Below are 15,694 nucleotides of genomic sequence, written 5' to 3'. Positions count from 1 at the left end.
TATTACACCGATGATGAACCGTGTGATTTACCCGCAGGCACTCGACTGGATGTCCGTGTCCAGATGCCGGAAGATTCGGTGTGGAATGTGAGGCAGGGGGAGGTGGGTAATTTGGGGCCGTGATGGGGAAAGTGTCAAGACTATAAATTCGGTGTTTGACTCTCATCACACATATGAAATTTAATACAAAGTGCCGGCAATGTGATGTTATTAGTTCGAAGTTTATATCGAATACGCTTCGAATGTGAGCACATCTTCCTAAGGCATGATTTTAGTCATACAAGGTCATTTGGGTGTTGACATTTATAAAATTATTTGTCAGATATAGACAACTGCATGCAATCTGCTATCATTAACTCATCTGTATTACTGTATGAATATACATGATTGTAGGAGGCAAGATGGCATATTCAACTTTCGCTGTCGCGAATGCCTTTATCGAAAGAGGGATTAGCGGGCAGGTACCAAACCTTTCCCCAATGAAGTTGCAGAAGTTAATTTTCTTCGCTCAATCATGGTGCTTGCGTATTTTTAATAAACCATTAGTCGATGAATTCTTTGCTAAATGGGAATACGGACCAGTAATTCCATCCCTTTATCATGCTGTGAAGGAATATGGTAGTTCAACGATTGGTAACCTCATAGGGTCATTAGAATTTTCTGAAAATGGTTATAATGAACAAGTGACGCCAGTCATACCGGCAAATGATATCTGGATGCATCGGATAATTGATAGCGTTGTTTCTGTTTATGGCTGTATGTCAGCGGCTTACTTATCTAAAATTACTCACTTACCTGGCTCGGCTTGGTCAAAGGCAAACAGTGAGAAATCAGCAATAGATAATAAGTTACTGAAAGAGTGTATAGTGACTGAAGAAGGGCGCTTTTTTGGTGCGAGGGATTTTGGTGTTCATTTTGACTTAGAAAAGTTGAAATGTAGAGTAAACGATGACTTTGTAGCAGTACCAACAGACATTAATAGCATAGAAGATATGGATGAATGGCTGAGAGGAATTGTTGATAATGATTGTTAAAATGGGCGTACAATTCGCTAAAGAAATCCTTAATTATCCGATTGAAGATAAAAAGAAAATTTTGGCATTTATTAAACATACTCAACAAAATGGGCTGTGTGGGCTGGAGGGCAGAAATAAATCATCTGATGATGTTGACAAAGATGATCCTTTTTTCCCCACAAAAGTGACATTTGCCCAGCAGTATAAGTTATGGCATTACCACATTGGCGTTGTTGAATATGATTTCTCTAAACCGTTCGGCGATAGAACTTCTGAGTATGTTCTTCATTACATAAATCAGCTAGTTCCTGACGAGATAAAAGTAGTAGATTTTTCTGGTCATCCGCCGTTTAAAATGCCGCTATCCTCTTATTTAAATTAACCCGCCTCGTGCGGGGCTTTTATAGTAATACCCCTCCCCTCCCGCACAACCCTTGATTTCCCTAATATCTGCCCCTGTGACAGAAATACATAAAATCAATCAGTTAACTAAAGGGGACAATTGTCCTCTTTTAACCCATTGATTTAATTGAATTCCTGTCCTGAGCGGTAATTAAGCAAAATCAACCAGTTAGCTAAAGGTGAGATATCTCACTTTTAACTTGCTGCTTATTTCTGCGCAAAATCCTCTATGGGGTCAAAGTGACGGCCTCGGATAAATCAATGAGTTAACCAACTATTGCGGAAATCACTATAGTTGCCGCAAGGTGTGATATTCCATCTTGGGTATGGTGGAAATCACAACACCTTTGCTTTTGTCCATGTGGGATGTTAAAGGGCAAGTTTCTGCCCTATAGCAACATCCCACCTTGGAACTCTCCACTTTCCCTATCTAGTGAGTGCAAAATCAATTGGTATATGCTGTATGGCGTGCTTTTTCTGTTTGTACATGATTGCGTCCATTTTTCAATTAATAATGAATATTATTTGTTTAATTTATTGATTTTAAAGTTAATTTAAAAATTAAAACTATTCATATCAAAAATGGCTGCATCTATAGATAAACAAAATGACATCTCATATTTCTCGCGGTGATGATAATAATTGATAAGGTTTGATTGTAACAACCTCTGTGATTTAAATCTCGTTATAGATTGATAACAAAGAAAAAAATAGTTTTCTGGTAAAAACAAGAGTATTAATCTGCGAATAGGATTAAAGTTGGTTCCTTATGAGCTATCAGCTATCATTGGGTAAAAATAAAATAATTGATGTTAATGAGGAATGTTAATGACTTATCAACAAGCTGGATATGTTGCTATGGCTAAACGGATCTTGGGTTGGATTATTTTTGTACCCGCTTTTTTATCAACTTTAGTTTCTGTGATTAATCTGGCGTGGCAACATAGTGCCAAAGGTGATGGTATTAGTGCGGTATTGAATGATTTTCTTAAGATGATGGCAGAAATGGTTAAATTTAATACACCATTTTTGGATTTCTTTTGGAAGCACTCTCCAACTCCCGATCGCATGGCTGGAATTACAGGAGAAAATATTAGTTTTTTCATTATTTATATTTTAATGTTCGTTGGTTTAGCGATGAGTGCATCTGGTTTGAGAATGTATCGTCAATTTAAATTCATCAAGGAACATATTGAAGATCAAATGGTTCTGGAACAGGCTAAGGAAAGCGGAATAACTAAGGAAGAGTTGGAAGCTAAAATTAAATTTCCCCGCCATTCTTTATTCAGTCAGATTTTTACCCTTTATATCTCTCCAATTATTATTGGTGCGATAGCTTATTTCTTATTTAAATTATTGGGTTGGTAATGCAAAAATATAGCTTTAATATATAAATTTTTCTCTTGATTTTGATTGAATTTAAAAATCAAAAAGCTCACCCTGATTTTTGTAGAGAAGTGTCATTCAGAGCTCACAATAATGATTTTTATTTTCAAATGTGACGCCGATAAAATTTTCTCATCATTATTCAGATAAGAGCTTATCTACCATATTTTGCACAATCATGAAGTTATCACCTCCGAAAAGGTTGCATCGGTTCAGTAAATAGTAGAGTTGATAAATGGGCTGACGTTCAATGAAGTCTTGTGGCAATGGCCAGATACTTTGGTAACCATCAAAAATTTGTAAGGGAAGGTCCGGGTAAAATGGCAGCATCGCTAAGTCACATTCACGATCTCCCCAATAACAGGCAGGATCAAATATTACAGCACAGTCATCATTCAACGATGCGCAATTTGTAGGCCATAAATCACCATGAAGGAGGGAAGGCTGAGGATGATGGGAGTGTAATTTGTCACTGACTATTTGGACAATGAGGTTGATATCGCCAAAGACCATCCCTTGATCAGCAGCAAGTTGTAATTGCCATCCTATGCGTTTCTCCGCATAAAATTGATTCCAGCGTTTTTGCCACCCATTAGGCTGTATGGTGGTTGAAAGCATGTTATCAAAATCAAAACCAAATTTAGGTTGTTCGCTCCACTGATGTAGTTTCGCAAGATGTTGACCAAAACAATACGCGCTATGGGCATTAAATGGCTTTATAGGTAAATATTCCAGTAAAAGGAAGCTATAGTTGCGATCATGCCCTACACCATAAACTTCGGGAACGCGGGTTGTTTTGCTGCGGGCCAGTAATTCCAATTGCTCTGCTTCAGCTTTAAAAACTGGCAGCATTTCTTTCACGTTAGATTTGACAAAAACATGCTGTTCACCATATTTAATGCACCAAGAACGGTGAATATCGCCTCCTGCTAATTCCGTTTTATCGTGAATTTCAGTGTCATCAAAATGCTCACTTAATAGACGGTTCACGGTTTGCCACATGATTCACCTCATTAAGTTGACAATTGCTAAGCTCATATTACAGATAGATGCAACATTTGAACAGGTTAAAAAGGACTTTAATAGCAATTAATAAGGCCATATCTTAAATTGGATATGGCACTCTGGATTGTTAATTGGATTTTTTGGGTGTTGACAATGTTTGAGAAGGCACTTTTTCTGAGAGCTCCCTGTTCACTTTCTTGCGAGCCAATTTTATTTGGTTATAAATAAGAGAGATAGTGAAGAAAATGGCTTGAATGATTACGATGCAAGGCCCTGTTTCACCATCAATATGGAAACTGATGATAGTACCGAGCACGCAGGATGATACGGAAGCAATCATTGCAACAATCAGCATGTGATCAAAACTCCGGCAAAGGATAAAAGCAATAATACCTGGTGAGATCAGCATGGCTATAACCAGAATAATGCCAACGGCTTGCAAAGAGGCGACGATTGTTAGAGCTAACAGAGACAATAAGCTGTAATGAAGAAGTTTCACTGGCAGGCCAACAACTCGGGCCTGATTGGGATCGAAGCAGTAGAGCATGAAATCTTTTCGTTTCAACAAAACAATAGCCAGCGTGACTCCTGCAATACACAGTGTTTGAATCAATTCATGTTGGGTAATGCCGAGTATGCTGCCAAATAGAATATGTGTCAGGTGTTGATCCGTATCTATACGAGTAAATAAGATTAAGCCAAACGCAAACATTCCAGAGAAAACGATTCCCATGACAGTATCTTCTTTGATTCTGCTGTGTTCTTTCAGATATCCGGTGGCAAACGCACAAAATATGCCTGAGAGAAAAGCACCTACTGCAAGTGGGATGCCTGCTGCAAAGGCCAATACGATACCGGGCAGCACGGCATGAGAAATCGCATCACCCATCAAAGACCAGCCTTTTAAGACCAGATAACAAGAAAGTACAGCACAAACCGTACCCACTATGATGGCAGCAAAGATAGCCCGCTGCATAAATTCATGTATAAAAGGTTCAGTTAATAATTCAATAAATGTATTCATGGGCGTCCTTCCTGAGTCAACGCCAGAGATTCCTTTCTCGCTCGTTTGCGGGAAGCCAGCATGCCATGTTTAGGGGCAAAGAAGAACGCTAACAGGAAACCCACTGTTTGTAGGGTGACAATGACACCGCCAGTTGCGCCATTAAGAAAATAGCTTAAATATGCCCCAATACCACTTGTGAGTGAACCGATGGCAACAGCGATGATCAGCAGGTTTTTAAACTTATCGGTCAGTAAATAGGCGGTTGCACCGGGGGTAACAACCATTGCGATAACCAAGATGGCACCTACCGTCTGTAATGCGGCAACCGTGCAGGCACTTAATAAAGTAAAGAAAATGATTTTTAACCGTAATGGTGATAACCCGATAGAACGCGCGTGAGTTTCATCAAAAAAAACAACCAACAAATCTTTCCAAAGCAACATTAGGATAATAAAAGAAACGGCGGTAATGATTTCAACTTGTAAAACATCTTCGTCAGCAATGCCTAAAATATTACCCAGAATAATGGTTTGTACGTTCACGGATGTAGGGTTCAGGGAGACGATCAGTAATCCGGCAGCAAAAAAGGTGGAGAATATAAAGCCGATTACCGCATCTTCACGCAATCGAGTGATATGACGCACCAATGTCATTGATAGTGCCGCAAGCATCCCCGTAAAAAAAGCACCTCCAGCATAAGGCAAGCCAAGAGCATACGCACCTGCTACTCCGGGTACAACAGAGTGGGAGAGTGCGTCTCCCATCAATGACCAACCTTTCAGCATCAGGTAAGCTGATAAAAAAGCACAAACAGCACCGACGATGGCACTTACCCACATGGCCTTTACCATATAGTTGTAATTGAATGGCTGTAAAAGCAATTCCATCATGGTTGGTTTTCCTTTTGTTTTGGGCTTTGCCGCGGTGGGATATGGTGGTCATGTCCATAGAAGACAGCGGCACGTTCATCATCAGTAATGACGGTCAATGAACGAGGATCATCATCTTCATGCAGTTCAGAACCGGAAAGATTAATATGGCGCAGGACACCGCCGAAGGTGATTTCCAGATTTTTTTGGGTAAAAGTAGTTTCAGTACGACCACTAGCCAACACTGTGCGATTGATCAAAATCACACGATCACAAAATTCAGGAACACTGCCGAGGTTGTGCGTCGATACCAAGACTAAATGCCCTTCATCCCGTAATTCACGAAGTAAATTAATGATGGCATTTTCTGTTTTCACATCTACACCGGTAAAAGGTTCATCCAGCAGTAAGACTTTTCCTTCTTGGGCGAGTGCGCGGGCTAAAAATGCGCGTTTTTTCTGGCCTCCTGAAAGCTCACCAATTTGACGATCACGTAGTTCTTTTAATCCAACACGCTCAAGAGCTTCATTCACGACTTGATGATCCCGTTTACTGGGGCGGCGTAAGAATCCCATTTTTCCGTAACGTCCCATCATCACGACATCTGAAACTAAAACCGGAAAGTTCCAATCTACATCTTCAGTTTGTGGAACATAGGCGATGATATTTTGTTTTAATGCAGTTTTTATAGATTGTGTATTGAGAGTCACTTTTCCTTGAGAAGGGGTAACTAGTCCCATGATTGTTTTAAATAGTGTGGATTTTCCACTGCCATTCATACCGACCAGCGCACAAATCGTGCCGCCGGCAATATCAAAACTGGCATCATAAATAGCGGTGTGTCCATTGTTGTAAGTGACAGTCGCGTTATCAACAATCAAGTGTGGTTGCTCAAATAATGGTTGGCGGTTTAACGATGAGCGATTCATTGATTAAATCCTTTCGCAATGGTGTCTACGGTGGTATTCAGCAGATCAATATAAGTAGGCACTGGCCCCTTTTGGGTAGAAAGAGAATCAACGTAGAGTACACTGCCGTAACGGGCTCCTGTTTCTTTACTGACTTGTTTTGCTGGTTTATCTGAAACAGTACTTTCGCTGAAAACAACAGGGATCTTGTTAGCCCTTACTGTATCGATGACACGACGAACCTGCTGGGGGGAACCTTGTTCTTCAGCGTTAATTGGCCATAAATACACCTCCTTGAAACCATAGTCTTGTGTGAGGTAGCTAAAAGCACCTTCACTGGTGACTAACCAACGTTGTTCTTCAGGAATACGCGAGAGGCGTTCCCTGAGCGGAGCATCTAATTGGGCTATTTTTGCTGCATAAGCTTTGGCATTGCGATTATAAATTTCCGCATTTGCCGGATCGTATTTAGCAAAGGCACTACGAATATTTTCGATATATATCAATGCGTTTTTAGGTGACATCCAAGCGTGGGGATTGGGATTTTTATTGTAAGGTCCTTCGCGAATAGGCAAAGGAGTAATCCCGTCGGTAATGACAGCAGTAGGTATATCTTTCATATTTTCAAAGAAGCGTTCGAACCAACGTTCTAAGTTTAAGCCATTCCAAAGAATGAGGTCTGCACGCTGTGCTTTGATAATATCTTTAGGTGTTGGCTGGTAATCGTGGATTTCTGCGCCGGGCTTTGTGATGGATTCAACAATAGCAGCATCACCAGCGATATTTTGTGCCATATCTTGAATGATAGTGAATGTCGTAACGACTCTGAACGTCTTATCTGCATGAGCGTGTTGGCTGAATAAAATCATTGTTAGTAGCGCAATGATTAGGTTAAATATCGGTACAGCAGAGAGAGAACGTTTTTTATTCATTATGGCAGACCCTATTTGTTATACATATTATCTTTGATAATGATTATCAATATCACTTGTATGAAGTCAAGGTGATATCAGCAAAATTGATAATAGATTTGTTAGATACACCTTTATTCTTTGTTGATTGGTATGACAGTAGTGAACTACATGCGAACAAAAAAACAGCATATTGTCCAGAATTACCCAAGAACAATGGATTAACTTATTTTGATAAGCAATGGAAAAATATTTTTGGCTTATCGATAAAATTATATATCCTTTATAGGATTAATTTTATTTAGGGGATACTGCGTGAAATTAAGACTACGTTATATTGTGTTGGCACTGTTGTTGACGGGATGTGCAGGCCAAAAAGGGCATCAATCAGACATTAACAGACAACCAACAGCAAAACGTATGCTGGATGGTAATAGAGCTACTTTTAGTTCTCCTAAATTGAGCAATCGATCTGAACCCACTCCGTTTGATGCCTTCATTGGGCAAGCTGCAAAACGTTATGGTGTTGATGAAACCCTTATTAAAGCGATTATTCAAGTGGAGTCAGGTTTTCGTCCAGAAGTTGTCAGCAAATCGAATGCTGTTGGGTTAATGCAAATTAAAGCAACGACGGCCGGGCGAGATGCCTACAGAATGAAAGGAAAATCAGGGCAGCCGACAGTACGTGAATTGAAAGATCCTGAAACGAACATTGACCTTGGCACTGCTTATATCAGTATCTTGAAAAAACAGCATTTGGAAGGTATTTCGAACCCGGAAACGCTGTATTATGCAACAATAGTCGCTTATGTAAATGGTGCAGGGGCATTGTTACGTACATTTGATTCAAACCGAACTGTGGCAATTAATAAGATCAATCGAATGACGCCTGACCAATTTTATCAATATGTTCAAAATAATCACCCTGCACCACAGGCTCCGCGTTATTTGTGGAAAGTGAAAAATGCTTATCGTGGTTTAGTAATAACGCAATAATTGCAATTTATAAATTATGATGAATCATTTTTTAAAAAAATTTTGGTTCATCTTCAGTTCTTTTCATAGAAAATTTCTTATCAGTTGTAAACTTTGAACTTCTTATTTGCATAAATTTATTAGGCTAATTTTCATTGCCCAGAAGCTCGCTTCCTTGGTCTTTTATTAAGTTGGTGAGTCCGCCAATTTTAACCATAATCATAAAAAACTTTTTCTTTGTGGATAACAAAGCCAGAAGAAACTAATTCTGTACGATTAGTCACATTGGCTTTGGTAAAGATGTTACGCAGGTGAGTTTTCACTGTGGAAAGCGAGACACCAAGCAGTAATGCAATACGTTTATTACTGGCGCCCTCCTTGACAAAATGAATAATTTCTTGTTCTTTTGGCGTGAATGTAATCTGTGGCCCGGGCAAAATGTCAAAAGTCATTAATTCAGCGACGGGAAGAATAGCATTGAGCCTCATCACTTCCTGATGCTGAAACGGGTCGTCCCTGAGAACTGAGATGCCGGCGATAATTTTGCTCCTATGACGAATAAAAATTTCTGCCATATCTGTTAAGCTATTTGGTCGCATAAAATCATGGTAAAACAGTTGATCACTTTCTTTCATGTTGTCGTTCATACAGATAAGACGCTGCTCATCATTTCTGAAATTATTTGGGCGCAGAGGATCTAACTGGCTGAAATGCTCTAAATACGTCTGATGTATTCGGGGAGTGATACCATACAGAATGTGATGTTCAGGCTCCCCTTGTTCATCGACAAGATAATAAACGGCAGCAGACACAGGAATAATATGAGCAATCGTATTCAGGCAGCAATTAATCAGTGTCTGCTGATGATGGCTGAATGGAGGTATGTTCATTAGCTACTCTTGTCTGACCCAACACTGTACTCATCATGTCTTTTCTCACTTTCAATATAAAATAAACATGTTAATAATGTGAATTTGATTACATTATTTAAAACTTGCTTTCCTAGATTAGGATGGATTTTAGACTCCTTTGGTACATCCTATATCGCTTTAATTAATATATTAATAAATAACCTTATCCTTATTGTTTGATATCCCGTGAGTTATAGTATTTTTCACCCTTTTCTTTGGTACTTTTCGGCAGAAATAAGCCTGTTATACCTCCTTTGGGTATCGTTCTTTAGAACGATAGCGGCACTTTTCCCCTTATTCCTATAGTTGGATCACAGTCATCCTTTGTTTACAAAAAATTCACAATTAGACCGACTGTATTTCAGGATAAAGAGGGAAGCAAAATGAATATGTCCTCAAAATTAACATCACATATCGAGAAAGGTAAGATAGGGTTTCCGACTACACTTGCCAGTTCTGTCGGTGTGATTATGGCAAGTCCGGTCATTTTAACGGTAACCAGCGGGTTTGGTATTGGTGGTGATACTTTTGCTTTGGCCGTGTTACTCAGCTTTATCATGATGCAGGCTCAATTAACGACTTTCTCTGAAGCAGCGGCGATTTTACCTACCTCTGGGTCGGTATATGACTATATTTCTTGTGGCATGGGGCGTTTCTGGGCAATAACCGGAGCGCTTTCTGCTTATTTGGTTGTGCATGTTTTTGCGGGTACTGCGGAAACAATTCTTTCCGGCATTATGGCATTGATTAACTTTGAAAGCCTTAATGCAGTGATGGAGAGTAACAATACTTCCTGGATGGTCGGGGTGGGGTTAGTGATCACCTTCGGGCTTCTTAATGCGTTTGGTATTGAGGCATTCAGTAAAGTGGAAATTGTACTGACGTTTGCCATGTGGAGTACGTTGGTGATCTTTAGCTTATGTGGCCTGTTAATGCCGTTTCATGCTTCAGTCGATGGCTGGTTTGGTCAGGCGCTTAATGTTTCTGATCCGACAATGGTATTAAGCCTGATCGGTATGGCTATGTTTATGTTCGTGGGCTGTGAACTGGTTACTCCAATGGCACCGGAAATCAAAAATTCTGCCAAAGTGATTCCGCGTGCGATGGCAACCGGTCTGTGTGGTGTAGCGCTCTGTATGTTTATGTACGGTGCAGCAATGAGTCATCAGGTGGAAAATGTCATTGTTGATTCTGAAAATAATGTCAGCTTACTGGAAACTCCGATGGCAATTCCGGCTTTTGCAGGACAGATAATGGGTGATTTCGGTAAATACTGGATTGGTTTCGGTCTGCTGCTGGCTGGCGCGGCAACCATTAATACACTGATGGCGGCTGTTCCCCGTATTTTATACGGCATGGCACTTGATGGTGCTTTACCTCGTATTTTTACCTACCTGCATCCAAGGTTCAAGACGCCGATATTTGGTATTTTAGTCGCTGTTATGATCCCTTGCCTGCATGCTTTCGCCATTCAGGGAGATTTGGGCCGTATTATTCCGCTGGTATTGGCTGCGGTATGTTCCTGGGGGACAGCCTACTTGCTGGTCACTATCTCAGTTATCCTGCTGCGCATTCGTCGTCCAGACCTGCATCGCGCGTATAAGTCCCCATTTTTTCCGCTACCACAGATTATTTCCAGTGTGGGGATTATTTTAGCCATTGTTTACATCACACCTCCAGGTATGAATAAAGCCGATATTTATATTCCGTTCATAATTATGCTGGGCTTGACAGCAAGTTATGCGCTGATATGGACGATATTTGTTCAAAAAGTAAATCCGTTCAAACCCGTTGATGTGGAATCAGTTTTGTCTAAAACATTCTCTGAAACTGAATTGAAGGAGATTAAGCTTGAGTCATTACGCAGCCTTCCTTAAAACTGCCTTCTGGCAAAAGGTCAATAAACAGCGTCTGCCTGCCGGCCGGTTATCAGGCAGGCTTGACCCTCAATAAATTGGAATGTGATCTCCAGCCGTATAGCTGTGAGTGGATGGGGCCGGGTGAGCTGATCGTCAAACCAGAAGAGCAATTGATAATATATGTAAACGAAAGGGTAAAAACCCTGTTTATGGCATTTATTGTTTATACACGGTTTTCTGTTTCAGGAACGATAAATCAGCCTTTGAATGCAGATATACAGGTGAAAACAGAAGGTATCCTGCGCAAAAAACATATACGTTTCGTTTCAAAACAGGAAGAGGGTCTTAAATTGATTAAGCAATTTGAGCAATACTCAGTTATCCGGCAGACCTTAGAAGAGCTTGATTTTCGGTTGTGTAACCTGCAAATCAGAGAGGGAAAATGGCGTTGCGAAGTTGAACATTTTGCTGCTTCTGAAATGGTCAGCCGGATCCCGGCGACTCGTCGTTATCTACGTTTAACACCAGAACAGCGTTATCGCTTATTGAGCGTATTACATTTGATAAATCAATTAATGCAGAAACAGATAAATGAAGATTGAGAGAGGGGGAGTTATTTGATAATAATTATTATTATCAAAAAATATAATATTAGGAAAATACGTGAAATCTCTCCCACTCATTGGCGCTATGTTGATATCAACATTGGCTATAGCTTCAGAGCCGGATTGTATGCAGACGATTGCTCAAAACCCATTAATTGAAGGTATACATGATAAAGAAGGCAAAAGTTGCCTGACTATCCAGTTTTCAGACCAACAATATATTCAGCTAAAGGGGCAGGGTTTTTCATCCATAATTCTGTCAGATGCTGATAACCAACCTTACAGAGTATTGCTTGAACGTGTTCCGGTTCAGGAAGCGCAATCAGTTTCTTACATTGTGCCGATAACAGAGCAATACCATCTGCAACTGCAAGGAGAGCCAGAGCAAGGGTGGCAGATAAGCTTCGATATACAGGATTATCAACCTTTAGCTATTCAGGTTGAAGATGAGCTTATCAGCCCAAAGTTACAGCAATTAAAGAAAACAATAGAAGAGGGCGGTTCTACGACACACTTCTGGAATGAAATCAGTACAATAGGAACACCGCTTGTTGAGCCTCATTCAGAAAAACAAATGAAAGTGACTTTCCTGTGGCGAGGTGCGAAATCTAACGTTTATATTCTGGGAGCCCCTTCCGGTAATCATGAGGTGATGTCTCATTTGCCCGGTTCAGATGTTTGGTACAGAACGTTTATCACTCCTGATGACACTCTGATGCAGTACAAGATTGCCCCAGATGTTCCTAAAATAGCTCAAGACGGTATTGCTCAACGTAAGGCGATACTGACGACCGCACAGGCCGATCCCTTGAACCATTTTCCTTCTCCGACATCACGGCGGGATAAATACAATCATTTTTCATTGTTATCACTTACTCCGCAACAGCGCCAATGCCATTTCAGAGAAATAGAAAATTACCATCGCAAAGGCAGGCTGGAGAGTTTCCGTCTTGAAAGTAAAGTGATGGGTAACAGCCGGGAGATTGCGGTATTACACCCTGCTACAGAGACGCCAACTCCAGCAATGTTGGTGTTACTTGATGGGCAGATTTATCTGCATACCTATCAGATGGCCGATTTTTTTGATAACTGGATATCCGCAGGGAAAATGCCCGCAATGTATATTGTATTTGTCGACAGCATCAGTCCAAAGCTGCGAAGAAAGGAATTGCCACCTAATGAACATTTTCCGCAGTTTCTCGCAGAGGAGCTGATGCCGGCACTTGCTGCGACAGGTATTACAGTGCCGGCTGGCAGAACGATTATTGCTGGCTCAAGCTATGGCGGTCTGGCTTCTACCTGGAACGCATTGCAGCACCCGGAACTGTTCGGCAATGTACTGAGTATGTCAGGCTCTTATTGGTGGGCGCCTGAAGGGGAAGAGCACGAGTGGTTATTGCGAAAAATGGCAACGATGGAAAAGAAACCAATTCGTTTTTATCTTGAGGCCGGGTTATTTGAAAAACGGGGAAGCTGGGGAGGCATTATTCAGAATCACTATCGGTTGAGTGAGTTATTAACCCAGAAAGGCTATCCATTAGAAACCCGTGAGTTACCCAGTGGGCATGATTATGTCTCATGGTGTGAAACGCTCTATGATGGAATTCGGTCACTTTCCTCACATTGGTAATTTTCAAAAGAGTTGTTTTGGATTTTGCACCAGAATAATTATCAATCAATTGATTAACCTGATGTAATATCAAGATAAGCTATTTTAACACCTACTCTGTGTGATAGTATGTCGAGCGAGTTAGGCAAATGTACCGGATACGTTTTCAAAATGTGTCCTTAAAATGCGTACACATCTTGCGGAGTGAAGCAAGAATTTGTTTCTAACGTGCTGATTAATAATAAATTTGATTTAATACAAGTGATCTTGCGTGTGGGTCACCACTGTATATAAGGATTTTAAATGCCTGTAATTACTCTTCCTGACGGTAGTCAACGTCAATTTGAGCATGCTGTTTCCGTAATGGATGTGGCGCGTGATATCGGTGCCGGCTTGGCAAAAGCCTGTATTGCCGGCCGTATTAATGGTGAGTTGGTTGATGCGTGTGAATTAATTGAAACCGATGCCAATCTCGCAATTATCACGAGCAAGAATGAAGAAGGTCTGGAAATCATTCGCCACTCATGTGCACACTTGTTGGGGCATGCCATTAAGCAATTGTGGCCTGATACGAAGATGGCTATCGGCCCAGTGATTGATAATGGCTTCTATTACGATGTCGATTTGGATCGCTCTTTGACGCAGGAAGATATCGAGTTGCTTGAAAAGCGCATGCTTGAACTTGCCAAAAAAGACTACGATGTCATTAAGAAAAAAGTCAGTTGGCAAGAAGCGCGTGATGCCTTTGCAGCTCGTGGCGAAGAATACAAGATCCAGATTTTGGATGAAAATATCAGCCATGATGATCGTCCGGGTCTGTATCACCATGAAGAATATGTTGATATGTGCCGTGGGCCGCATGTTCCTAATATGCGCTTCTGCCATCATTTCAAACTGCAAAAAGTTGCTGGAGCATATTGGCGCGGTAATAGCGACAACAAAATGTTGCAACGTATTTATGGTACTGCATGGGCTGATAAGAAACAGCTTAATGCTTATCTGCAACGCTTGGAAGAAGCGGCAAAACGTGATCACCGTAAAATCGGTAAACAGCTTGACCTGTATCATATGCAGGAAGAAGCACCAGGCATGGCGTTTTGGCATAATGATGGCTGGACAATCTTCCGTGAGTTGGAAACTTTTGTCCGTACAAAACTGAAAGAGTACCAATATCAAGAAGTTAAAGGCCCATTCATGATGGATCGCATCATGTGGGAAAAAACGGGGCACTGGGAAAACTATAAAGAAAATATGTTCACGACTTCATCCGAAAACCGTGAATACTGTGTAAAACCAATGAACTGCCCAGGGCACGTCCAGATTTTCAACCAAGGGTTGAAATCTTATCGTGATTTACCTCTGCGTATGGCTGAATTTGGTAGTTGTCACCGTAATGAGCCATCAGGGGCTTTGCATGGCTTAATGCGTGTACGTGGCTTTACTCAGGATGATGCTCATATCTTCTGCACTGAAGATCAAATTCTCCAGGAAGTCAGTAGCTGCATCAAAATGATTTACGATGTCTACAGTACATTTGGTTTCGAGAAGATTGTCGTTAAATTATCAACTCGCCCAGAGAAACGCATTGGTACAGAAAAACAGTGGGATGAAGCAGAAGCCGATCTTGCTGAAGCATTGACCCAAAAAGGTATTGAATTTGAATACCAACCGGGCGAAGGTGCATTTTATGGCCCTAAAATTGAATTTACTCTACATGATTGTTTGGATCGTGCGTGGCAATGTGGTACTGTGCAACTCGATTTTTCACTGCCAGCGCGTTTGAGTGCGTCATATGTAGGTGAAAATAACGAACGTAAGGTTCCTGTAATGATTCACCGTGCGGTTCTGGGGTCTCTGGAACGGTTCATCGGTATCCTGACAGAAGAATATGCTGGGTTTTTCCCAACATGGTTGGCTCCTCAGCAAGTCGTCGTCATGAATATTACTGACGGTCAGGCAGATTATGTACAGGAATTGGTTAAAAAACTTCAAGATGCGGGCATTCGTGCAAAAGCAGACTTGAGAAACGAGAAGATTGGTTTTAAAATCCGTGAACACACTCTGCGTCGTGTACCTTACATGCTCGTTTGTGGCGATAAAGAAGTCGAGTCAGGAAAAGTATCTGTCCGTACTCGCCGCGGCAAGGATTTAGGTAGCATTGACGTCAGTGAATTTACAGAAAAACTGCTGACAGAAATACGCAGTCGTAATCTTCATCAATTGGAGGAATAA

14 protein-coding genes are annotated in these 15,694 nt (G+C 40.9%); 8 read left to right on the top strand and 6 right to left on the bottom strand.

Translation table 11 applies throughout. The annotated features are described in order from the left end of the window. Nucleotides 1-401: 401 nt before the first annotated feature. The 3 genes from Xmir_RS18290 (at nucleotide 402) to Xmir_RS18280 (ending at nucleotide 2,786) form a co-directional block, all read left to right on the top strand. Complete coding sequence (locus Xmir_RS18290) at nucleotides 402-1,034, top strand: Panacea domain-containing protein (RefSeq protein WP_099115557.1); 633 nt, start codon at nucleotides 402-404, stop codon at nucleotides 1,032-1,034. Next, entirely contained in the window at nucleotides 1,024-1,398 is a 375-nt protein-coding gene (locus Xmir_RS18285; RefSeq protein ID WP_167386009.1) for a hypothetical protein, read from the top strand. The genes Xmir_RS18290 and Xmir_RS18285 overlap by 11 nt, the downstream gene beginning before the upstream one ends. Before the next feature lie 848 nt (nucleotides 1,399-2,246). After that, nucleotides 2,247-2,786, top strand: coding sequence for a YniB family protein (locus tag Xmir_RS18280; protein ID WP_099115555.1), 540 nt, complete (start codon nucleotides 2,247-2,249; stop codon nucleotides 2,784-2,786). Between the two features lie 156 nt (nucleotides 2,787-2,942). Here Xmir_RS18280 and Xmir_RS18275 read toward each other — a convergent pair whose 3' ends face one another. From Xmir_RS18275 to Xmir_RS18255, 5 genes are all read right to left on the bottom strand, one after another. After that, nucleotides 2,943-3,806 (bottom strand): fructosamine kinase family protein, encoded by an 864-nt coding sequence (locus Xmir_RS18275; RefSeq protein WP_099115554.1) that lies wholly within the window; start codon nucleotides 3,804-3,806, stop codon nucleotides 2,943-2,945. Between the two features lie 130 nt (nucleotides 3,807-3,936). Beyond that, nucleotides 3,937-4,833, bottom strand: a complete 897-nt coding sequence (locus tag Xmir_RS18270) for a metal ABC transporter permease (protein ID WP_099115553.1) — start codon at nucleotides 4,831-4,833, stop codon at nucleotides 3,937-3,939. Continuing rightward, nucleotides 4,830-5,705 carry a metal ABC transporter permease gene (locus tag Xmir_RS18265; protein WP_099115552.1) on the bottom strand — a complete coding sequence of 292 codons (876 nt, stop codon included), beginning with the start codon at nucleotides 5,703-5,705 and terminating at the stop codon, nucleotides 4,830-4,832. The genes Xmir_RS18270 and Xmir_RS18265 overlap by 4 nt, the downstream gene beginning before the upstream one ends. After that, entirely contained in the window at nucleotides 5,702-6,613 is a 912-nt protein-coding gene (locus Xmir_RS18260; RefSeq protein ID WP_099115551.1) for a manganese/iron ABC transporter ATP-binding protein, read from the bottom strand. Before Xmir_RS18260 ends, Xmir_RS18265 begins: the two co-directional genes overlap by 4 nt. Continuing rightward, entirely contained in the window at nucleotides 6,610-7,524 is a 915-nt protein-coding gene (locus Xmir_RS18255) for a metal ABC transporter substrate-binding protein (RefSeq protein WP_099115550.1), read from the bottom strand. The genes Xmir_RS18260 and Xmir_RS18255 overlap by 4 nt, the downstream gene beginning before the upstream one ends. A 294-nt stretch (nucleotides 7,525-7,818) precedes the next feature. On the opposite strand from Xmir_RS18255, the gene Xmir_RS18250 reads away from it, so the two are divergent. Continuing rightward, nucleotides 7,819-8,499: a transglycosylase SLT domain-containing protein gene (locus Xmir_RS18250; protein ID WP_244170980.1), complete on the top strand. Its 681-nt coding sequence runs from the start codon at nucleotides 7,819-7,821 to the stop codon at nucleotides 8,497-8,499. Between the two features lie 188 nt (nucleotides 8,500-8,687). Here the strand turns inward: Xmir_RS18250 and Xmir_RS18245 are convergent, their stop codons facing one another. Beyond that, entirely contained in the window at nucleotides 8,688-9,368 is a 681-nt protein-coding gene (locus Xmir_RS18245) for a helix-turn-helix transcriptional regulator (protein WP_099115549.1), read from the bottom strand. 404 nt (nucleotides 9,369-9,772) lie between these two features. Between Xmir_RS18245 and Xmir_RS18240 the strand changes: the two genes are divergently transcribed. The 4 genes from Xmir_RS18240 (at nucleotide 9,773) to thrS (ending at nucleotide 15,694) form a co-directional block, all read left to right on the top strand. Next, nucleotides 9,773-11,266, top strand: a complete 1,494-nt coding sequence (locus Xmir_RS18240) for an APC family permease (protein WP_099115548.1) — start codon at nucleotides 9,773-9,775, stop codon at nucleotides 11,264-11,266. Nucleotides 11,267-11,328: 62 nt separating this feature from the next. After that, on the top strand, nucleotides 11,329-11,850 hold the full coding sequence (locus Xmir_RS18235) for a DUF3156 family protein (protein WP_244170979.1): 522 nt from the start codon (nucleotides 11,329-11,331) through the stop codon (nucleotides 11,848-11,850). A 61-nt stretch (nucleotides 11,851-11,911) separates the two neighbouring features. Then, nucleotides 11,912-13,483: an alpha/beta hydrolase-fold protein gene (locus Xmir_RS18230; RefSeq protein ID WP_244170978.1), complete on the top strand. Its 1,572-nt coding sequence runs from the start codon at nucleotides 11,912-11,914 to the stop codon at nucleotides 13,481-13,483. A 282-nt stretch (nucleotides 13,484-13,765) separates the two neighbouring features. After that, nucleotides 13,766-15,694, top strand: a complete 1,929-nt coding sequence (gene thrS, locus Xmir_RS18225; protein WP_099115545.1) for a threonine--tRNA ligase — start codon at nucleotides 13,766-13,768, stop codon at nucleotides 15,692-15,694.

Source organism: Xenorhabdus miraniensis (assembly GCF_002632615.1).
The sequence above is the reverse complement of the archived record's forward strand: the minus strand, read 5'-3'. Positions and strand labels throughout refer to the sequence as shown.